At 41.7% G+C, this 18949-nt stretch carries 17 protein-coding genes; 1 reads left to right on the plus strand and 16 read right to left on the minus strand.

What is annotated here, in order from left to right:
• Positions 1 to 57 precede the first annotated feature (57 nt).
• From hutU to hutC, 3 genes are all read right to left on the minus strand, one after another.
• Positions 58 to 1734: a urocanate hydratase gene (hutU, locus tag C502_RS0111480; RefSeq protein ID WP_018678964.1), complete on the minus strand. Its 1677-nt coding sequence runs from the start codon at positions 1732 to 1734 to the stop codon at positions 58 to 60.
• Between the two features lie 238 nt (positions 1735 to 1972).
• Positions 1973 to 2554 (minus strand): HutD/Ves family protein, encoded by a 582-nt coding sequence (locus tag C502_RS0111485; RefSeq protein ID WP_018678965.1) that lies wholly within the window; start codon positions 2552 to 2554, stop codon positions 1973 to 1975.
• Positions 2551 to 3303: a histidine utilization repressor gene (hutC, locus tag C502_RS0111490; RefSeq protein ID WP_018678966.1), complete on the minus strand. Its 753-nt coding sequence runs from the start codon at positions 3301 to 3303 to the stop codon at positions 2551 to 2553. Before hutC ends, C502_RS0111485 begins: the two co-directional genes overlap by 4 nt.
• 337 nt (positions 3304 to 3640) lie before the next feature.
• On the opposite strand from hutC, the gene C502_RS0111495 reads away from it, so the two are divergent.
• The gene (locus C502_RS0111495; RefSeq protein ID WP_018678967.1) at positions 3641 to 4765 is read left to right on the plus strand and encodes a linear amide C-N hydrolase; all 1125 of its coding nucleotides are present in this window, start codon (positions 3641 to 3643) and stop codon (positions 4763 to 4765) included.
• A gap of 66 nt (positions 4766 to 4831) precedes the next feature.
• Here the strand turns inward: C502_RS0111495 and C502_RS0111500 are convergent, their stop codons facing one another.
• From C502_RS0111500 to C502_RS0111560, 13 genes are all read right to left on the minus strand, one after another.
• Positions 4832 to 7255, minus strand: coding sequence for a glucose/quinate/shikimate family membrane-bound PQQ-dependent dehydrogenase (locus tag C502_RS0111500; RefSeq protein WP_018678968.1), 2424 nt, complete (start codon positions 7253 to 7255; stop codon positions 4832 to 4834).
• Between the two features lie 16 nt (positions 7256 to 7271).
• Complete coding sequence (locus C502_RS0111505; RefSeq protein ID WP_018678969.1) at positions 7272 to 8597, minus strand: carbohydrate porin; 1326 nt, start codon at positions 8595 to 8597, stop codon at positions 7272 to 7274.
• Between the two features lie 18 nt (positions 8598 to 8615).
• A complete protein-coding gene (locus C502_RS0111510) occupies positions 8616 to 10076 on the minus strand; it encodes a right-handed parallel beta-helix repeat-containing protein (protein WP_018678970.1) in 1461 nt (486 codons plus the stop codon).
• Between the two features lie 18 nt (positions 10077 to 10094).
• The gene (aroD, locus tag C502_RS0111515) at positions 10095 to 10934 is read right to left on the minus strand and encodes a type I 3-dehydroquinate dehydratase (protein ID WP_018678971.1); all 840 of its coding nucleotides are present in this window, start codon (positions 10932 to 10934) and stop codon (positions 10095 to 10097) included.
• A gap of 68 nt (positions 10935 to 11002) precedes the next feature.
• Positions 11003 to 11632 carry a protocatechuate 3,4-dioxygenase subunit alpha gene (pcaG, locus tag C502_RS0111520; RefSeq protein WP_018678972.1) on the minus strand — a complete coding sequence of 210 codons (630 nt, stop codon included), beginning with the start codon at positions 11630 to 11632 and terminating at the stop codon, positions 11003 to 11005.
• 12 nt (positions 11633 to 11644) lie between these two features.
• Positions 11645 to 12370, minus strand: coding sequence for a protocatechuate 3,4-dioxygenase subunit beta (pcaH, locus tag C502_RS0111525; protein ID WP_018678973.1), 726 nt, complete (start codon positions 12368 to 12370; stop codon positions 11645 to 11647).
• A gap of 10 nt (positions 12371 to 12380) precedes the next feature.
• Positions 12381 to 12794 carry a 4-carboxymuconolactone decarboxylase gene (pcaC, locus tag C502_RS0111530; RefSeq protein WP_018678974.1) on the minus strand — a complete coding sequence of 138 codons (414 nt, stop codon included), beginning with the start codon at positions 12792 to 12794 and terminating at the stop codon, positions 12381 to 12383.
• A 24-nt stretch (positions 12795 to 12818) separates the two neighbouring features.
• Positions 12819 to 14171: an MFS transporter gene (locus C502_RS0111535; protein WP_018678975.1), complete on the minus strand. Its 1353-nt coding sequence runs from the start codon at positions 14169 to 14171 to the stop codon at positions 12819 to 12821.
• A gap of 42 nt (positions 14172 to 14213) precedes the next feature.
• Positions 14214 to 14999 (minus strand): 3-oxoadipate enol-lactonase, encoded by a 786-nt coding sequence (pcaD, locus tag C502_RS0111540; RefSeq protein ID WP_018678976.1) that lies wholly within the window; start codon positions 14997 to 14999, stop codon positions 14214 to 14216.
• Positions 14996 to 16351: a 3-carboxy-cis,cis-muconate cycloisomerase gene (gene pcaB, locus C502_RS0111545; protein ID WP_018678977.1), complete on the minus strand. Its 1356-nt coding sequence runs from the start codon at positions 16349 to 16351 to the stop codon at positions 14996 to 14998. The genes pcaD and pcaB overlap by 4 nt, the downstream gene beginning before the upstream one ends.
• Before the next feature lie 8 nt (positions 16352 to 16359).
• Entirely contained in the window at positions 16360 to 17568 is a 1209-nt protein-coding gene (gene pcaF / locus C502_RS0111550) for a 3-oxoadipyl-CoA thiolase (protein ID WP_018678978.1), read from the minus strand.
• Positions 17569 to 17657: 89 nt separating this feature from the next.
• Positions 17658 to 18311, minus strand: a complete 654-nt coding sequence (locus C502_RS0111555) for a 3-oxoacid CoA-transferase subunit B (protein WP_018678162.1) — start codon at positions 18309 to 18311, stop codon at positions 17658 to 17660.
• Between the two features lie 11 nt (positions 18312 to 18322).
• On the minus strand, positions 18323 to 18949 hold a 627-nt coding region (locus tag C502_RS0111560), incomplete at its 5' end, for a 3-oxoacid CoA-transferase subunit A (protein WP_018678979.1).

Genomic DNA, 18949 nt, shown 5'->3' on the forward strand with positions numbered 1-18949 from the left:
GTTCGCTTACGATGCTGCTTACACAATTGCAAAAAGCATCGTAATCTCCTTGTCTGTTTATTGCGTGATCATCGGCAAGTTCAAACCTTGCTCTTTAGCACAATCAATCGCGATGTCATAACCTGCATCAGCATGACGCATCACCCCTGTTGCAGGGTCATTGGTCAGTACACGTGCAATACGTGCTGCTGCTTCATCTGTACCATCACACACGATCACCACACCTGAGTGTTGAGAGAAGCCCATACCTACACCACCACCGTGATGTAATGACACCCAAGTCGCACCGCCTGCAGTATTGAGCAAGGCATTGAGTAATGGCCAGTCAGATACAGCATCAGAGCCATCTTGCATTGATTCTGTTTCACGGTTTGGACTAGACACTGAACCTGAATCTAGGTGATCACGACCAATCACAATTGGTGCTGAAAGTTCACCACTACGAACCATTTCATTAAATGCCAAACCGAGTTTTGCACGTAAACCTAAGCCCACCCAGCAAATACGTGCTGGTAAACCTTGGAAGCTAATCCGTTCACGCGCCATATCTAACCAACGATGTAAATGTTCATCATCTGGGATTAACTTTTTTACTTTGGCATCTGTTTTGTAGATATCTTCTGGATCACCCGAAAGTGCTACCCAACGGAATGGACCAATACCACGACAGAACAATGGACGGATATAGGCAGGAACAAAGCCTGGGAAATCAAAGGCATTTGCTACGCCTTCATCTTGTGCCATTTGACGAATATTGTTGCCGTAGTCAAAAGTTGGAACACCCATTTTTTGGAAATCCAACATCGCTTGAACATGCTGTGCCATCGATTGTTTCGCTGCTTTAACAACAACTTCTGGCTCAGTTTTAGCGCGCTGACGATACTCTTCCCATGTCCAGCCAATTGGCAAATAACCATTCAATGGATCATGTGCGCTGGTTTGGTCAGTCACCATATCTGGATGTACACCGCGACGAACTAATTCAGGTAAAATTTCTGCTGCATTGCCATGTAGTGCAATCGAAACCGCTTTACCTTCTTTGGTATATTTTTCAATACGTGCCAAAGCATCATCTAAATCAGTTGCTTGTTCATCGACATAACGGGTACGTAAACGGAAATCGATACTGGTTTGTTGGCATTCGATATTGAGTGAACATGCACCTGCAAGTGTTGCAGCTAAAGGTTGTGCACCGCCCATACCGCCTAAACCAGCGGTCAAGACCCAACGACCTTTTAAATTACCGTTATAGTGTTGGCGACCTGCTTCTACAAACGTTTCGTAAGTGCCTTGTACAATGCCTTGGCTACCAATATAAATCCAAGAACCAGCAGTCATCTGCCCATACATTGCGAGACCTTTGGCATCCAATTCATTGAAATGCTCCCAATTCGCCCAATGTGGTACTAGATTTGAGTTCGCAATCAAGACACGTGGCGCATCTTTATGCGTTTTAAATACACCCACTGGCTTACCAGATTGAACCAACAGAGTTTCATCAGTTTCTAAGTTTTTAAGCGTTTCGACGATCTTGTCAAAACATTCCCAGTTACGTGCAGCACGACCGATGCCACCGTAAACAACAAGCTCTTTTGGATTTTCTGCAACATCAGGGTCAAGATTGTTCATCAGCATGCGTAAAGGCGCTTCTGTTAACCAGCTTTTTGCATTGAGCGTTGTACCACGTGGTGCGCGAATTTCTACATCACGAAATTTTGTTGTCGTTGTTGTCACAATCGGACTCCTTCCATTGAGTTTTAATCTGCAAATTAAATCGCTTTTACTGTATAGCAATGTATTAACTTGTATATACATCCATATACTACACAAATCTTTTATCTTGAAAAGATGCATTTCAATTCTTTTATGAAAATAAATTACAAACAAATGAAATAAAAAGATTTATTTTTTAAAAGACAATAAAAAACCCATACAACTACAAATCGTATGGGTTTAAATAAAGAAAATAAAACTAGCCTTTTACAAGCTCAATTAGACAAGTTTTCGTTAAAACCTGTTTAGATAAAACAATATTTTTCAACAACTTTTCGTTCTCAATTTTGAGACTATCTTGATGATCCAAATAAAAAATTTGTTGATCAATTTCAATTTCTAAAGATTCAAGGCTTTGATTAAAAATAAAAATCAAATTGGCTGAACTCAATATTGCTGAGGCTGTGGGCTCAACAATCCACTGGTACCGTGCGTGATATTTTTGTGGATCATAAATCAGGTTAAAATCCCGAATAGATCCATCGATCAGCTCACAACTGGTATTACTGTCACCACTGAATTGGGCAGATTCTAAGGTTTTTAAAAACTGATTGTGATCATCAATCTTGAGCAGAATACTTTGACCTTCCAATACCGTCAGAATGCGCTGCATGCCATTAAACTTAGAAAAATCACCCGATGTTTTGACATCAGCCATTGAAATGCGCCAATCAAACAGCTTTAGGCTATCACCCTCACTACGCGCAAGTTCAACCGTATAGCCAGCACCATTTTTCCAGCGCATTTTCTTATAATTAACAGCTTTTAACAGCTCAATCATTGAGTAAATTTACCTTCCAAATAATAACGACTACCCGGATAAATCAATCGAGCACTAGAAATCAATTGTTTATTCGACCAAGTTCGACGGCGAATCAATAAACATGGTTCCGTCTTATTAATTTTCAGCCATTTACACTCTTGCGCTGAAGCTAGAATTGCTGTTACGACATGCTCACCTTCGGTTACAGGAGCTTTAGACATTAAATAAGCATTCGGCGTAATTGATTTAAAATCCTGTGCCAAATAATCTGGAATCAAAGCAGGATCAACTAAACGGTCTTCAATCTGCACAGGTACATCATTTTCATAATGCACAATGATTGAGTGGAATAACTTTTGTCCCTCTCGAATTTGCATAAGTACACTTTGCTCTGTATTGGCTTGAATTTGTTCTAATACCAATACTTCTGCATGATGTTTATGATTTCGGGCAATGATTTCTTCAGCAATGTTATTGACATGAAATAAAGCTGTTCGCCCTTGTCCTTCGGCAACAAAAGAACCGACACCTTGTATACGAACTAATAAACCTTCACTCGTCAACTCGCGTAAAGCACGATTGACCGTCATACGGCTACAACCCAGTAAGTTAACTAATTCACTTTCAGAAGGAATCTTTTTATTTACAGACCATGTTCCTTCATAAATTTTTTGTGAAATCATTTGTTTTACACGTAAATACAAGGGAACGGGACTATCTTCACCTAAAGATAAGTCCAGATCGTTTTGCTTTGTCATTCTTGACATTGACTAAAACTCATACAAAAATAATCTAAGTCATTGTATATGAAAGCCACACAATTTGTATATACAAGCATATACAAATAAAGCATTATACAATATCAATTATATTTTATAAGTCGCGTGAAAATATAAAACTAACAAATATTATTTAAATAACTCATAAGAAAAATTAATTTATTTATATAAAGCTATTATTTTAATTCGATAAATTGACTTTAAAAATATCATCTGATAGTTTCTAGGCTTATTTATTTTTATGGTATAGATAATAACCTTAAAAATAAATTACAACTTAAAAAACATAATTATATTTATTAATAATCAAAAGAGAAAATAATACATGTTTACTGAATTTATTTTACCAAAATCAACAGGTTATCGAATTTCAGGTCGTACAATGGATTTTGCAGCTACATTTACTTGGCAATTGGCTGCCATACCCGTTGCAACCAGCTTAAAAGCGATTGATAGTCTGAATCCCAATACTCCTGCATATAAATGGCAAGCAAAATATGGATTTATGGGTATTGGTATTAAATTACCTTTCAATCTATTGGATACCAAAGTTTCTGATGCTATGAATACTGAAGGATTCTCAGCAGCAGCACTGTGGCTTCCACCATCGATTTATCCTAAAAAAGCTGATGCTCCACAACATGCAAAGCTCATTTCTGCACTTGATATTTGTGGTTGGGCTGTTTCTAATTATTCTTCAGTTGAAACATTAAAAAACGATTTATATGCTATTCAACAGGGTCAAACTACATCTTTAGGTGAAATTCTATATTTCTGGGACCCATTACAATTTTCTGAACATACGGAACTCAATCAAAGTAATGAAGTAAAAAATTTAATTCCTATTCATTTCCAATTCCACGATAAAACAGGAGCAAGTTTAGTTCTTGAATTCCGTGATGGTGCTTTATCGATTACTGATAATAGTGATATTGGTGTGATGACAAATAATCCGTTTATTGATTGGCATCGAACAAATTTGGAAAACTATTTAGGCGTCACAAACGTCGAAACAGATAATAAAACCATCATTGGTTTGAATGTTAATAAAGCCGGAAATGGTGGTGGTTCCATTGGTTTATCTTCATCAGCATTACCCGCAGACCGTTTTCTACGCACTACAATGACATTGAACTATTCAATGCTATGGTTAAATCAAAATCCTAAACCGAGCAACAATGCTGCGATTGCCCACACCATGAATGTCATTAAAGGTATTTATGTAACACGTGGACAGTGTATTGACCAGAGTGGTAATCCGAAAGGAGACTATACTCAATGGGAAATTGTACGCGATCATGAAAATCAAGTTTTTTATATCGCAACCACAGCCAGTTTAGGTTTTTGGCAAGTCAATTTTTCAGATTACCAACTTCAAGAAAATGCAAAACCACAATTCGTTGTCATCTCCGACGCAATCAAAATGCCTATTTTGACTGCAGCTGTTTAGAATTCAACTCAAATAAAAAAAACTGCAATCATTTGATTGCAGTTTTTTGAATGACAGCAATTTATGTTATTGCAAACTATATGCAATGACGTAGTCACCATGATCAGGTGATTGACGAGCGCCACCTGCCGTAATCATCACATACTGTTTGCCTGTTTTAGGTGAAACATAACTGATCGGCGTTGCTTGACTACCAACAGGTAAACGTGATTTCCACAACTCTTTACCCGTTGAAGAATCTAATGCACGTAAATAATAGTCTTGTGTTGCGGCAAAGAAGACTAAACCACCTTGCGTCGCCATTGGTCCACCAATCGTAGGCATACCAATCGGTGCTTTCAATCCCATTTTGATGCCCATTGGGCCAGTATCTTCTACTGTTCCCATCGGCACTTGCCATGCAATTTGACGTGTTTTCATGTCAATCGCTGTCATTGTGCCATAAGGTGGTTTTTGGCATGGAATATTCAATTTCGACCAGAAACGGTTTTTATCTACTTTATATGGCGTGCCTTTCATTGGCACAGCCCCCATACCCGTATTCACCTTTTCGCCGCCATTTGCTTCTCGTGCAAGATCTTCTGGTGTTTGCTCAACCAACTGAATCCATAAACCCAAACGCATATCATTGACAAACATGTATTGATGACTCGGATCAAACGCAATACTGCCCCAATTCATCCCACCCAAAGAGCCAGGAAAACTGAGTGAAACATCCTTACCTGGTGCAGTAAATAAACCTTCGTAACGCATTGATTTGAAGTTAATGCGACACATCAATTGATCAAATGGTGTTGCACCCCACATATCTGATTCAGTCAAGGTTTGGTTGCCAATTTGCGGCATTTCAACTGAACGTGGTTGTGTCGGACTGTATTGTTCGCCTTTGATATCGGCAGGTTTTACAGGTTGCTCAATCACTTTTGTCAGTGGCTGTCCCGTCAAACGATCTAAGACAAAGAATTGACCTGATTTCGTTCCAATCACCACCGCAGGCTTATTTGTTCCATCCTGCATTGGGAAATTAACCAAGCTCGGTTGCATTGGTAAATCGAAATCCCATAAATCATTATGAACAGTTTGATACGCCCACTTTTCTTTACCTGTTGTTGCATCTAAAGCCAAAACGGATGAGTTGTACTTGTGATCGAGTGGCTGACGATTACCGCCCCAAACATCGACAGATGAACTTCCCATCGGTAAAAATACAGTGTTCATTTGCGGATCATAAGACATGGCTGCCCATGAATTCGCTGAACTACGCTTATAGGTTTCACCGTCTTTAAGTACATAGTTTGGATTTGAATTACGTGGATCAAATGCCCAACGCAATTCACCTGTAATGACATCGTATGCACGAATCACACCACCTGGCATATCCGCAGCGAAGTTATCGGCAATACGGCTACCCACCACAAGCACTGAACCTGCTATCGTTGGTGCAGAAGTCACTTCAAAACGTGGAGCTTTAGTTCCCTCACCTAATCCTTTTAATAAATTAACTGTGCCATCCACACCAAAATCTTTACAACGCTCACCCGTATCCGCATTCACTGCAATTAGACGACCATCAGGGGTATTGGTATAAACACGGCGTAAACAAGAGGTGTTATTTGCAACAGCTTTGACTGGAGTTGCGCCGACTAAGGTGGGTTGTTGCAATACCTGAGTTGAATCAAAGTATGCAACACCACGGCAACGCTCCCATGCATCCGCTTTAGAATTGACTTCAGCTTTCCAGAGTTGTTTACCTGAATCTGCCTCTAAAGCTAAAATATTATTATGGGGTGTACATAAGAACAGTTTATTACCGACTTGTAATGGGGTCATTTGATCTTCTGCACCATTGCCAGTACCTGTGGTGAAATCACCTGTACGGAAGCGCCAAGCCTCTTTCAATTGATGTACATTATCACGGGTAATTTGGTCTAATGCAGCAAAACGACTGCCTCCCGAATCTTGACCGTAATGTTGCCAATTGGTTTGTTTCATGTCTGTTTTAACTGGAACCAATGGCAAACGCTCACCTGAAGCGGCAACGGTCGGATGTGGAATAAACATTTGATAGAAACCAATGATCATACCCAATACGGTTAACCCACCCACAGCATAAGCAGGCAAAGCAGCCGTCGGTTGATATTGATAACGGCGAATTGATGGCAAGCTAAACATCAAGGCTGCAAATAAGCCTGCTGGAAACATGAGTCTTGAAAATAGTGGCCAAAATTCCCAGCCAGCATCAACCAATGCCCAAAGCACCGTTCCTGCAAAAACAAGACTAAATAACCAAACACCCAATACCTTTTTCTTAAAAATATAAAGTGCAGACACCAATGTTAATAAACCAGAGATCACAAAATACCATGATCCCCCTAGCGTGACTAGCTTTGCTCCACCGACAGTAAAAAATAAACCTGTCAGCAACAAAGCCAAGCCTAAAATAAAACACCATATTTTCAGTATGATATGTGAGTTTGTAGATTCAGACATACGTCATACTCCTATATTAGAAATTCACGCGCATACTTAAACCTGCAACCCACGCATCATCGACTTCTTTTACACCCGCAGGCTGATGAATATATTGTAGGTTTGGTCTTAACATGACCGCAGGTGACCATTGATAGGTATAGTTCAACTCGACATTGAGCTCATCACGTTGTACAGGAACATAATCCGCCGCAAGCGCATCATATTCGTCATAACCACGGCTGTTATTGATTGCAATCTGACGATCGGTATAACGATCATTGACTAGATAGTTTGCAACACCAAAACCAATTGAATCGTTTGGACGACTATCAAATGGTCCTTTGTACCAAAGTGCGAGTTGTTGTGTGCTTTGTACGGCTGTGGTGGCTTTATCATTTACGACTGCGTTGAAGCTGACAAATAAACCCTGCTTCGGATTGTCTCCTTTTTGGGTGAGTTGTTGCTGTGCATTCAACCAAAAACTATGTTTGCTATCATGAACTTTACCGACAGTGGCGATATCATTCGCTTCAGCAGTCGAGTACAAGGCACCTAGCTTATATTCACCTGCTAATCCATTGAACGCTGCCAACTTAGGTCGCCAAGCCAGTTCCACGGGAATAGTTGCCCCTTTGACATTGTCCATATCCAAGTTAAAACCATCACTTTTCCCAGTTTTAACGTTATCTGGATTCACCTCGTAGACACCGACACCCAATGTCCATTCTGGTGCAAATTGATATTTAAGATTGGTGCCCCACAGACCTACAGGTAAGTTATACCAAATTGAACCAATCGATTTTCCAAGCTGCCCACCGCATAACAATAAGTTCTGAAACTCACATTGTGAGCTATTAAAGTCATCCGACATGCCCATACGACCAATTTTGAATTGCACCGTATTGTCAGCAGAACCCTTTTTGACCCATGCCTGTGTTAAACGCCAAATTTTGCCTCGCCCATAAATCTCTTGCGTGTTGCCGAAAGCACTAGAGCGTGGATCTTTAATTCGCTCTAGTGTTAAAGAATTACCATCGCGCTTGGTAATTAAAATATTGGCTGTAGTATTTTCCCAACCTGCAATTTTGCCTAAATCAAAATTTGCGCCTAGAGCCAGTTGAGCTGCATTTTCAAAACTATTATTGTCGTTATAACCACCATCCAAATTGGTTGCTGATTGACTCATAATGGCTGCGGTAAATTTATAACCGTCTTTTTCCAGTTGTTGACGTTGCCCGTTCCAATCTCCGAGTAGCCATTGACGATCTTGCGACCAAGGCTGATCGGCAAAACTGCTTTGTGCTGTACAAATGGCAATTGCCAAACAACTCATTTTGACCAATAAAGAACTTGAATTCATGTCAAAGCCTCCATGCTTTTATTTAAATTTTACGGCTGAACTGAGTTCAGAGGTCGCACCTAAATGATCAGTAACATTCGCAGTCACCACCGCCACTTTTGTTGTTGGCTTCCATGATGCAATCGCAATGCCCTCTGCATTGGTCACAGCAACAACCGAACCTAAATACAATTCAGCTTCATTTGAATTTGCTGATGAGTTTCCAAACAATTCAATCTGATAGCGTTGATTCGGTTGCCCTTTAATTTGCGCGACAACGTGTCCTTTAGATAAAGTTAATTTTGGTGCTTGTACTCCCTGATTCGGTTGTGCATTACAGCCTTGCTCATTCGGTTGTTGGCAAGTTTTTTGTAGTTTGACTGGATCAATCTTGACACCGTGTCCACGAGAACCCACAAAATGTGCGTGTTCCAAACCTGGGATATCAAAAATAATCGCACCTACACGTTGATTTGGAACACAACTGCCACCTGCTTCACAACGTTTAATGTCTTTGCCGTTATTCCAAATTTGGTTTTTGGTCAATGTGATGTGTGCATTGGCATCTTTTTCAGAACGAATGGCGATTCCTACTCGATTGCCATGCACTTTGTTGCTATCCAAGATATTGCCATCACCCGTCAAGTTAAAACCATTCGAGTTATTGGTTAGTTCGTTATAAGCGATATAGTTGCGTTTGCCCCAGTTGATCTGTAAACCATCTGAATAATTTTCAAATTTGTTACCAACCACGGCATTGTCATTCCCCCATAGGATTTCAATGCCTTGTGATGGTTCTGGATTTGCGGAAGTTGAAATAAAATGGTTGTTGGCAACGAGATTAAATGCAGCACCACGTGTTAATTCCAAACCATCGCCATTGTCTTGGAAATAATTGTCTAAAACCTTGTTGTTATTGGTGGTCGTTGCGGTTGGATTACCTTTGCCATCGTCACCCGTCAACATCACACCCGCGCCACCATAGTTGTGCATAATGCGGTTATGCTGAATCAAGTTATTGCTTGCACGATTCATCAAGATACCGATACAAAAATGACGAATTTCTAGACCCTGAATCGTGACACCATTAATGTCACGTAACACGATACCTGGTAAAGTTGTAGTACGCACGTTGGTTCCAAATTGTCCCTCTACTGCTCCCGGACAAGCTTCAACTCCTGTACCTTTAATATAATTTGAACCATCTACTGCAATAAATTCACCTGTTTTTGCCCATTGTGTACCGATGATTTTGACAGGTGCTTTAATTTCAGGAAGTGGGCTATTCACCTTAATCGCATACGGTGCTTGACCAACCGCTTGAATCAAAATTTCACTAGCTTCCGTTGGTTTGGTATTGGCTTGTTCAATCGCCCAACGAAGAGAACCTTTTTCAGCATCATCCTGATAACGATCAACCACATAAGTCTCGGCTGCTGCCAAACCTGATACTGCTAAACCGATTGCAAGCGCGCTTAAACGTAAAGAAATAACATTCATTTTTAAAATCCTTTTCAATTATTGTGTTGGTTGAACTGTTTTTAGGAACTGTTTGAGTTGGGTCACATCAATTTGACCCGGTGCTGATGCTTCACCAATCATGCCGAAGCTAAAACTACCGCCCATGTTTGCTGTTGCAATACGCGAAATTGTGCCCAGTTTGCCCATCGACATTGTCAACAGTGGCTTTTTAGATTGTTGACTAACTTTCAGCGTTGCATTCATCAAAGTGAAAACATCTTGTTTGCTTTGTGGCATCACTGCGATTTTTAAAATATCCGCACCAAGCTCATCTTGTTTGAGTAGACGCTTCACGATTTCATCTTCACTTGGCGTTTGCTTAAAGTCATGGTTCGACATGACAATCAGCACTTTTTTGTCATGCGCCAATTTGACTGTATTTTTTACCACCTGCTGATCTCGGAACATTTCCACATCGAGCATACCCATAAAAGGTTGTTTCAAATACGCTTGATAGGTCTTGCCATAATCCGCATCACTGATGGTGAGTTTGCCACCTTCGTTGTGAGTGCGTATGGTTGCAATCATGGGTTTAGTGCCTAGAACTTTTTTTAATTCATGTCCTAAAGCAATCACTTGTTTGCTATCAGCAGCAAACTCCAATAAATCAATCCGAAACTCTGCTAAATCTGCATCTTGATTAGCTGCAATCACTTTGGCTTGAGCGATCGCTTGCTCTTTAGTTTTTGCAGTAATCGGTACAATTGTTTTAACAGGTATTTGTGCCAGTGCCGAAAGTTCAACCTGTTTTTGAACATTTTCTTGAGCGTGTACCATTTGAACCGTAAATAAAGGGCTAACAAGCAACATCAATGCTGCCAGTGTTTTCATTTTCATCATCATCTTCCTTAATGGATTGCCTGTCTTTCCCAAGAGCAAGCAATCATTCGTTATGCACTTAAAATTTAAATATCAAAAAACACTGTTTCATCTTCACCTTGAATGCGAATATCAAAGCGATAGACCACCTCACCATCCACTTCTGTGCGTTTGGCAATTAAGGTTTGACGACGTGTCGCCCATTCAATACTGTTTAGAACAGGATCATTAGCATTGGCTTCAATTTCATCATCAAAGTAGATACGCGTGTTTAAACCGATGTTGATCCCACGAGCAAAAAGTACGACTGCAATATGCGGTGCTTGAGTAGAGCCTTTACGTCCAGCAACAGCACCTGGTTTTATCGTATCGAAACTCCAAAAACCTGTTTCAAAGTTCGCGCCTGTACGCCCCCAACCACAGAAGCTTGGATCTACGCTCTTGCCTTGACTATCCGCATGGCTTGGGTAAACACCGTTGGTATCGGCTTGCCAGATTTCTAACAACACATCTCTTAATGGCAAACCAAGACCATCAAATACTTGTCCTTCAAGGCGAATACGTTGACCTTGCGTTTTTTCACTAACCAACTGATTGTTAAAATTGTGTTCAAATACTTCAATATTGGCTTGCTGAGGTAACAAACCAATATGTACATAAGGGCCACCTGTTTGTGATGGTGTTTCTTTCAATTCCTGAAAATTCCATGCGTTCATTGTGTGAGTTCCTTAAGTCAAATCATTTTCAAAATAAGTCGCACGACGACCACGAAGATGAATATCAAAGCGGTAACAACGGCTATCTGATTCAATGAAGTTATTTTTATCTTCCAATGCAATCAAAGCACGACGTTGCTCTTCAGATGGAATGGTTTTTATAATTGGGCAAGAATCAATTAAGGTATCGCCTTCAAAATAGAACTGCGAAATCAAACGCTGTGCCCAACCATCGGCGATCAAAGAAAAATGGACATGTGCTGGACGCCATTCATTGATACGGTTACGCCACGGATATGGACCCGGTTTAATGGTACGGAAAATAAAGAAACCATTTTCATCAGTGAGCGTACGACCACAACCACCAAAGTTAGGATCCATCGCACCGATAAACTTATCATTTGGATGACGATAACGCCCTGATGCATTGGCTTGCCATACTTCTAATAGTGCATTTTTAACAGGACGGCCAAACTGATCACGCACATAACCATGCACAATGATTCGCTCACCAACAGGTAAACCCTCTTTGGCATAGTTCAGAATCAAATCATTGTCTTTTGCACCAAAAAGATTGGGCGAGAAATGAGGTGAAGTTACTTCCGTTAAAGTCTCGTTGATCGAAATCAATGCATTTTTTGGCGAGCGTAATACACTGGTTTTATAGCCTGGTGTATATGCTGGCGGATGATCATCCGTATTACGTTGTGCATATGCACCCAATGTATGAATTAACATGCCTGTCTCCTTAATCCTGTACCTGTGCCGAAACGGGTTGCACATCTATTCCAAGTTCTTTAAATACCTCTTCTGCCATGTGCATTGCGGCATTTGCAGCAGGTAAACCTGCATACAACGAGCTATGTAAAATCAGCTCTTTCAATTCTTCTTTAGTCACGCCGTTGTTAAAACAAGCACGTAAATGCATTCTGAGTTCATCTTCTCGCCCCAACGCCAATAAAATGGCAATCGTGACTAGGCTTCGGGTATGACGTGGTAAACCTTCACGTGACCACACTTCACCCCAAGCAAATCGACTGATAAAGTTCTGAAAATCTTGGTTAAAGTCATTCAGGTTCTCTAAAGAACGTCCGACATGTTTTTCACCAAGCACTTCAGTCCGAACTTTTAGCCCTTGTTGATAACGTTGATCATCATTCATTGACGTTGTCCCTGATTATGAAAGTTAAGTTGCATCTGTGTGCGCAACTAAAGATTTAACAAAAATTGCGATCGCAGCAGCCGTTGCTGGAATCATCAGTAAGCTGAGAATCGCCGTGAAAGACCAATCATTGCCCAATAAAACTGCACCAATCCATGCACCAAACACTGCACCAAATCGACCAATTCCTGTCATCCAAGAAATACCTGTTGCACGACATTGCGTTGGATAAAAACGAGCACTTAAGGCTGGCATTGAAGACTGAGCACCGTTGATGGCAATACCTGCGCATAGCACAAGCAATGCCAATAAGGTTGGATTATTGAGGCTTTGACCAACGGCGACTGCAAATAGACCTGCAACAAAATAGAAAGCTGAAATAATGCGATTTGGATTGAAACGATCCATTGCCCAGCCAATAAATAACGCGCTGAGTACACCACCAAATTGGAATAATCCACCAATAAATGCTGCACGCTCCATGGTTGCGCCAGTCTCACGCATTAAGGTTGGCAACCAACTGGTCAAGAGATAAATCACCACCAAACCCATGAAATAGGTCGACCACAATAAAATCGTGCCTTTTGCATACTGTTTTGAGAACAACATACCAAACACATTTTTCTTTTCAGCCACAGCCGATTGTTCTTCTGGAATATGAAACTCGGTTATGCCGTGTACTTTTTCAGGTGCAATATGGCTGAGGATTTTGCGAACCTTTTCTGGGTTTTTACCTTTTACGATCAAAAACCGATATGACTCAGGTAAGCAAAAAATCACTAAAAGCATTAAAATGAGTGGTGACCAACCGCCTAATAAAAACAAGCTGTGCCATCCAAATGTTGGGATCAACCAACTACTAATAAAACCACCTGTTGCCATACCCAAGTTATAGCCACAAAACATACAAGTGATTAGTAGCGAACGAATCCGATTTGGGCAATATTCAGAGAATAACGTGGTGGCATTTGGCATTGCCGCACCGAGTCCAATGCCCGTTAAAAAGCGTAATACAACCAAACTGTCTAAGTTAGTTGCATAAGCAGATGCCAAAGTGAAACCACCAAAAACCAGCATCGAAATGGTTAAAACAATTTTCCGTCCGAAACGATCTGCTGTAGGGCCTGATACCAATGCACCAATAATCATGCCGCCAAGTGCAGCACTCATCACAGGTCCAAGTTGAGAACGATCCAAGCCCCAATCTTGTGCCAACGCAGGTGCAATAAAGCCCATTGCTGCCGTATCAATCCCATCGACAAACACAATCAGGAAACAAACAATTGCGATCATCCATTGATATTTACTAATCGGTGCATCATTAATGAGTGCCTGAGCATCCATACTGCTTTTTGGGGCAGCAAATTCCTGTGCCATAGTTGCCTCCTTGTAGGCGAATTCCTTTCTAACCCTGTGCGGTTATATCTTTTGAATAAACTTGGACAATGTTTGGTTGAACACTTGCGGTTGTTCAATATTCGATAAGTGCGAAGCTGCCAAGACTTCAAGCTGACTGTTTTCGATAGACTGATGCATGAATTCTGCATCTTGAACCGTGGTTACAGGGTCAAATTGACCTGCGATAATTAAAGTGGGAATTTGAATTTGATTCAGTTGATCACGTAGATCGGCATCTGCCAAAGCTCGACAAGCATTGGCATAACCTTGTGATGGTGTTAAAGCTAAACTTTGAATCGTTTTTTGCGCCAATACATCATGGGCATAGTCAAAATACTCACTAAACCAACGTGTATGAGTGGTTTTAACAAGCTCTGCTAAACCCTGTTGCGCTACACTCTCCGCTCGACTATTCCACGCCTCAGCTGTACCAATTTTTGCAGCAGCGTTTGCTATGGTGACACTCAAAAAACGGTCTGCATGATGAATCGCAAGATACAATCCTGTGATCCCACCCATTGAAATCCCGCAAAAATGGGCTTTTTCAATATTAAGGGCATCTAAAACATCCACCACATCTTCAGCAAGGTTTGCCAATGTTGTAGCTGCAATCACAGCACTTGCACCATGACCTCGTGTATCGTAAGTCACAACTTGATACTGTGCTGTAAATGCTGCAACTTGCGCTTGCCACATCTCATGATCAGTACCAAGTGAGTTGGAAAACACAATGACAGGTGCATCTTTCAGACCTTGCACTTGCACAGCAAGTTGATGTCCTTGACGATTATGAATATTGATCATCATTTCGACTCTCCTTGAGCTGCTTGCAAAACTGCATCAATTTGCGCTTGGATATTACCAAGATAGGATTCAGGTTTAAAAAGTGCATCTAAATCAGATGGGGTAAAGTGATTTTTCACTTCATCTAATGGAGATAAAATATTTTTTAAATGAGTTTGTTGTTCGACTGCTTGCTGACACGCTTGCTCAACCACATGGTGTGCATTTAAGCGCCCAATTTTGCTTGCAAGCGCCATCATCACCGCTTCAGCCATAATCAAACCATCTGTACTTTCAAGATTGCGCTGCATTGCTTCAGGATTGACTTGCATATTTTCTAGCACATCATTTGCACGTTCTAATGCACCTGCACATAACTGGAAAATCTCAGGAATCACCAACCATTCCGCATGCCAAGCACCTAAAGCACGTTCATGTTCTTGCACCATGCTTTGATAGACACTTGCCATCAGTGCAGGTACACGATTTGCTGCTGCAAGAATTGAAGCAGCTGCCACTGGATTTCGCTTATGTGGCATGGTCGATGAACCACCCCGACCTTTTGCCGTTGGCTCAAAAACTTCAGCAATCTCTGTTTGCATTAACAATGACCAATCACGTGCGATCTTGCCTAAGTTGCCAACAATAATTGCAAGTACACTCGCAATCTCAACAATACGATCCCGTTCTCCATGCCATGTACATTCAGGTGTAGTCAGTTTTAATTCAATTGCAAAAGCCTGAACAACAGCAGAACCTTGATTTTGCAAAGAAGCCAATGAACCCACTGCACCACCGAGTTGGGCAGTCAAAACACGTGTTTTCATGGCTTGCAAACGATCAAGATCACGCTTCAATGCAGCTGCATAACGTGCAAATTTATGCCCTAAGGTAATCGGCAAAGCCTGCTGTAACCATGTTCGCCCAATCATCACTTGGTTACGGTAACATTCAGCTTGTTTCAGTGAAATTTGATATGCAGATTGAAGTTGCTGTTCAATCAATCCCAAAGCATCACGACACTGCAAAATCATTGCCGTATCAATGACATCTTGACTAGTTGCACCCCAATGTACATATCGAGATGCCTCCTCATCTTGCTGCTGCACAATGGCAGTAAACTGTTTTACAAATGGAATTGCGATATTTCCTGCGAAACCAGTTGCAACAGCCAAACCATCAAAATCAATTTCTGCTAAGGCATTCTGCCCAATCTGTTCGATGATCGTAGCAGCAGATCTAGGAATGACATTTATTTTTCCTTGAGCTTTAGCCAAAGCAACTTCGGCTTGGATCATATAACCCAATAAAGCACGATCACTAAAAATGGCAGTGACATCAGGCTGATAAAATAAGCTGGCGTATAACTGGCTCATGATAGACCTCACCCCACCCGTTGAATAATGAGAGCGATGCCTTGCCCCACACCAATACACATCGAACACAAAGCATATTGCCCTTGAATCTGTTCAAGTTGATTCAAAGCAGTAGTGACCAGTCTTGCACCTGAGGCACCGAGTGGATGACCCAAAGCAATCGCACCGCCATTTGGATTGATACGTGCATCATCATCCGCTAAACCTAAATCACGGGTTACCGCTAAAGCTTGAGCTGCAAAGGCTTCATTTAACTCAATCACATCCATTTGTTCTAATGTCAGATTGGCTTGTTTCAGTAACTTTTTGATTGCAGGCGCAGGTGCAAAACCCATAATGCGTGGTTCAACACCCACCGTGGTTGCCGCAATAATTTTGGCACGTGGCTTCAGTTGGTATTGAGCAACTGCTTCATCTGAAGCGATCAATAGCGCTGCCGCACCATCGTTAATGCCTGAGGCATTGCCTGCTGTGACCGTACCTTCTGCCTTCACAACACCTTTGAGTTTCGTTAATGCTTCAATGGTGGTGGATGCACGTGGATGTTCATCCGTATCTACAACGATCGCGTCACCTTTATGTTGTGGAATGCTGACAGCAACGATTTCGTGTTTAAAAAAGCCTTTGGCTTGCGCTGCTGCTGTCCGTTGTTGGCTCACCAAGGCAAACTGGTCTTGATCAATACGATTGATATTAAATTGCTCTGCCACGTTCTCCGCAGTCTGTGGCATGGTCTCTACACCATACAGTTCTTTCAGCTTTGGATTGATAAAACGCCAACCCATGGTGGTGTCTTCAATTTTTTGGCTACGACCAAAAGCACTGTCAGACTTACCCATGACATAGGGCGCACGGCTCATACTCTCGACACCACCTGCAATGATCAGATTTGCTTCACCTGCTTTAATCGCACGCGCTGCCATCGCAATCGCATCTAAGGATGAACCACAAAGACGGTTCACTGTGGTTGCAGGGACTTGATATGGCAAGCCTGCGAGTAGAGCGGACATACGACCGACATTACGATTGTCTTCACCTGCTTGATTGGCACAACCATAGATCACATCATCCACTTGTTGCCAATCCACGGTTGGATTTCGTTGTATTAAGGCTTGAATCGGAACTGCCCCAAGGTCATCCGCACGTACAGGGGCTAAACCACCTGCATAACGTCCGAATGGAGTGCGAATCGCATCAATGATATAAGCGTTTTTCATATTTTTCCCTTTATCTAAAATCCCTCCCAACCTCCCTTTAATAAAGGGAGGAGTTCCCCTCTTTTTAAAGAGGGGTTAGGGGAGATTCATTATCCTTGTGTCGCATCAATCAATTGAGCACCCGTCAACGCCTGTAGTTCTTCAAAACTCAGACCATCTACTTTCTCAATCACTGTTAAACCGTCTTTGGTCACATCAATCACACACAGATCGGTATAGATACGATCGACACATTTCAAACCGGTTGCTGGATAAGAAAGCGCTTCAACAATCTTTGGTTCGCCTTGTTTGGTGACATGGTCGGTGGTGATAAAGACTTTCTTTGCACCCACGGCCAAATCCATTGCACCACCCACAGCAGGAATCGCATCGGCAGCACCTGTATGCCAATTGGCAAGGTCACCGTTGGCTGCGACTTGGAAAGCGCCTAAAACTGCAATATCTAAATGACCACCACGCATCATGGCAAAGGAATCACCGTGATGGAAAAAGCTTCCACCTGTGAGCATGGTCACATATTCTTTACCTGCATTAATCAGTTCAGGGTCTTCTTCACCTTTGGCTGGTGCTGGGCCAAATGCCAATAAACCATTTTCAGAATGTAGAAAGACATCTTTATCCGCAGGTAAGTAGTTCGAAATCTTGGTGGGTAAACCAATGCCTAAATTGACATAGGCACCATCAGGAATATCTTGTGCAACACGTTCTGCAATTTGGTCACGGCTGAGTTTTTGATAGCTCATTGTTATTCTCCTTATTGCGCAGTGACAGGTGATGCTGCTTCAACAGCAACCACATGCTGAACAAAAATCCCTGGGGTAATAATGTGTTCAGGATCAAGCTGACCGAGTTCAACCACTTCAGAAACTTGAGCAATCGTGACATCAGCAGCCATCGCCATAATAGGTCCAAAGTTACGTGCCGATTTATTGAAAACCAGATTGCCCCAACGATCGCCTTTGTAGGCTTTGATCAAGGCAAAGTCAGCCTTAATTGGGTATTCAAGCACATAGTCTTTCCCCTCGATATGACGGGTTTCTTTGCCTTCTGCCAATAATGTTCCAAAGCCTGTCGGCGTAAATACAGCACCTAAGCCCATACCTGCGGCTTGGATACGGCAAGCGAGATTGCCTTGTGGCACGAGTTCTAATTCAATCTTGCCTGCATGGTAAAGTTCATCGAACACCCATGAATCAGATTGACGAGGGAAAGAACATATGATTTTACGGACTGCACCTGTTTTTAGGAGTTTGGCAAGACCATAGTCACCATTGCCTGCATTGTTATTCACAATAACAAGGTCTTTGATACCGAGTTCAATCAGACCATCGATGAGTTCTGCGGGTTGTCCTGCAGTTCCGAAGCCACCAATCATGATGGT

It is taken from the genome of Acinetobacter tjernbergiae DSM 14971 = CIP 107465, assembly GCF_000374425.1.
In the GTDB taxonomy this organism is placed as follows: domain Bacteria; phylum Pseudomonadota; class Gammaproteobacteria; order Pseudomonadales; family Moraxellaceae; genus Acinetobacter; species Acinetobacter tjernbergiae.

Bases quoted from the DNA above. Each gene is read 5' to 3' on its own strand.
- pcaB (WP_018678977.1), bottom strand. From the start codon at position 16,351: ATGAGCCAGTTATACGCCAGCTTATTTTATCAGCCTGATGTCACTGCC.
- hutC (WP_018678966.1), bottom strand. From the start codon at position 3,303: ATGTCAAGAATGACAAAGCAAAACGATCTGGACTTATCTTTAGGTGAA.
- pcaC (WP_018678974.1), bottom strand. From the start codon at position 12,794: ATGAATGATGATCAACGTTATCAACAAGGGCTAAAAGTTCGGACTGAA.
- aroD (WP_018678971.1), bottom strand. From the start codon at position 10,934: ATGAAAATGAAAACACTGGCAGCATTGATGTTGCTTGTTAGCCCTTTA.
- C502_RS0111510 (WP_018678970.1), bottom strand. From the start codon at position 10,076: ATGAATGTTATTTCTTTACGTTTAAGCGCGCTTGCAATCGGTTTAGCA.
- C502_RS0111555 (WP_018678162.1), bottom strand. From the start codon at position 18,311: ATGAGCTATCAAAAACTCAGCCGTGACCAAATTGCAGAACGTGTTGCA.
- C502_RS0111535 (WP_018678975.1), bottom strand. From the start codon at position 14,171: ATGGCACAGGAATTTGCTGCCCCAAAAAGCAGTATGGATGCTCAGGCA.
- C502_RS0111500 (WP_018678968.1), bottom strand. From the start codon at position 7,255: ATGTCTGAATCTACAAACTCACATATCATACTGAAAATATGGTGTTTT.
- pcaF (WP_018678978.1), bottom strand. From the start codon at position 17,568: ATGAAAAACGCTTATATCATTGATGCGATTCGCACTCCATTCGGACGT.
- pcaG (WP_018678972.1), bottom strand. From the start codon at position 11,632: ATGAACGCATGGAATTTTCAGGAATTGAAAGAAACACCATCACAAACA.
- pcaD (WP_018678976.1), bottom strand. From the start codon at position 14,999: ATGATGATCAATATTCATAATCGTCAAGGACATCAACTTGCTGTGCAA.
- C502_RS0111485 (WP_018678965.1), bottom strand. From the start codon at position 2,554: ATGATTGAGCTGTTAAAAGCTGTTAATTATAAGAAAATGCGCTGGAAA.
- C502_RS0111495 (WP_018678967.1), top strand. From the start codon at position 3,641: ATGTTTACTGAATTTATTTTACCAAAATCAACAGGTTATCGAATTTCA.
- C502_RS0111505 (WP_018678969.1), bottom strand. From the start codon at position 8,597: ATGAATTCAAGTTCTTTATTGGTCAAAATGAGTTGTTTGGCAATTGCC.
- pcaH (WP_018678973.1), bottom strand. From the start codon at position 12,370: ATGTTAATTCATACATTGGGTGCATATGCACAACGTAATACGGATGAT.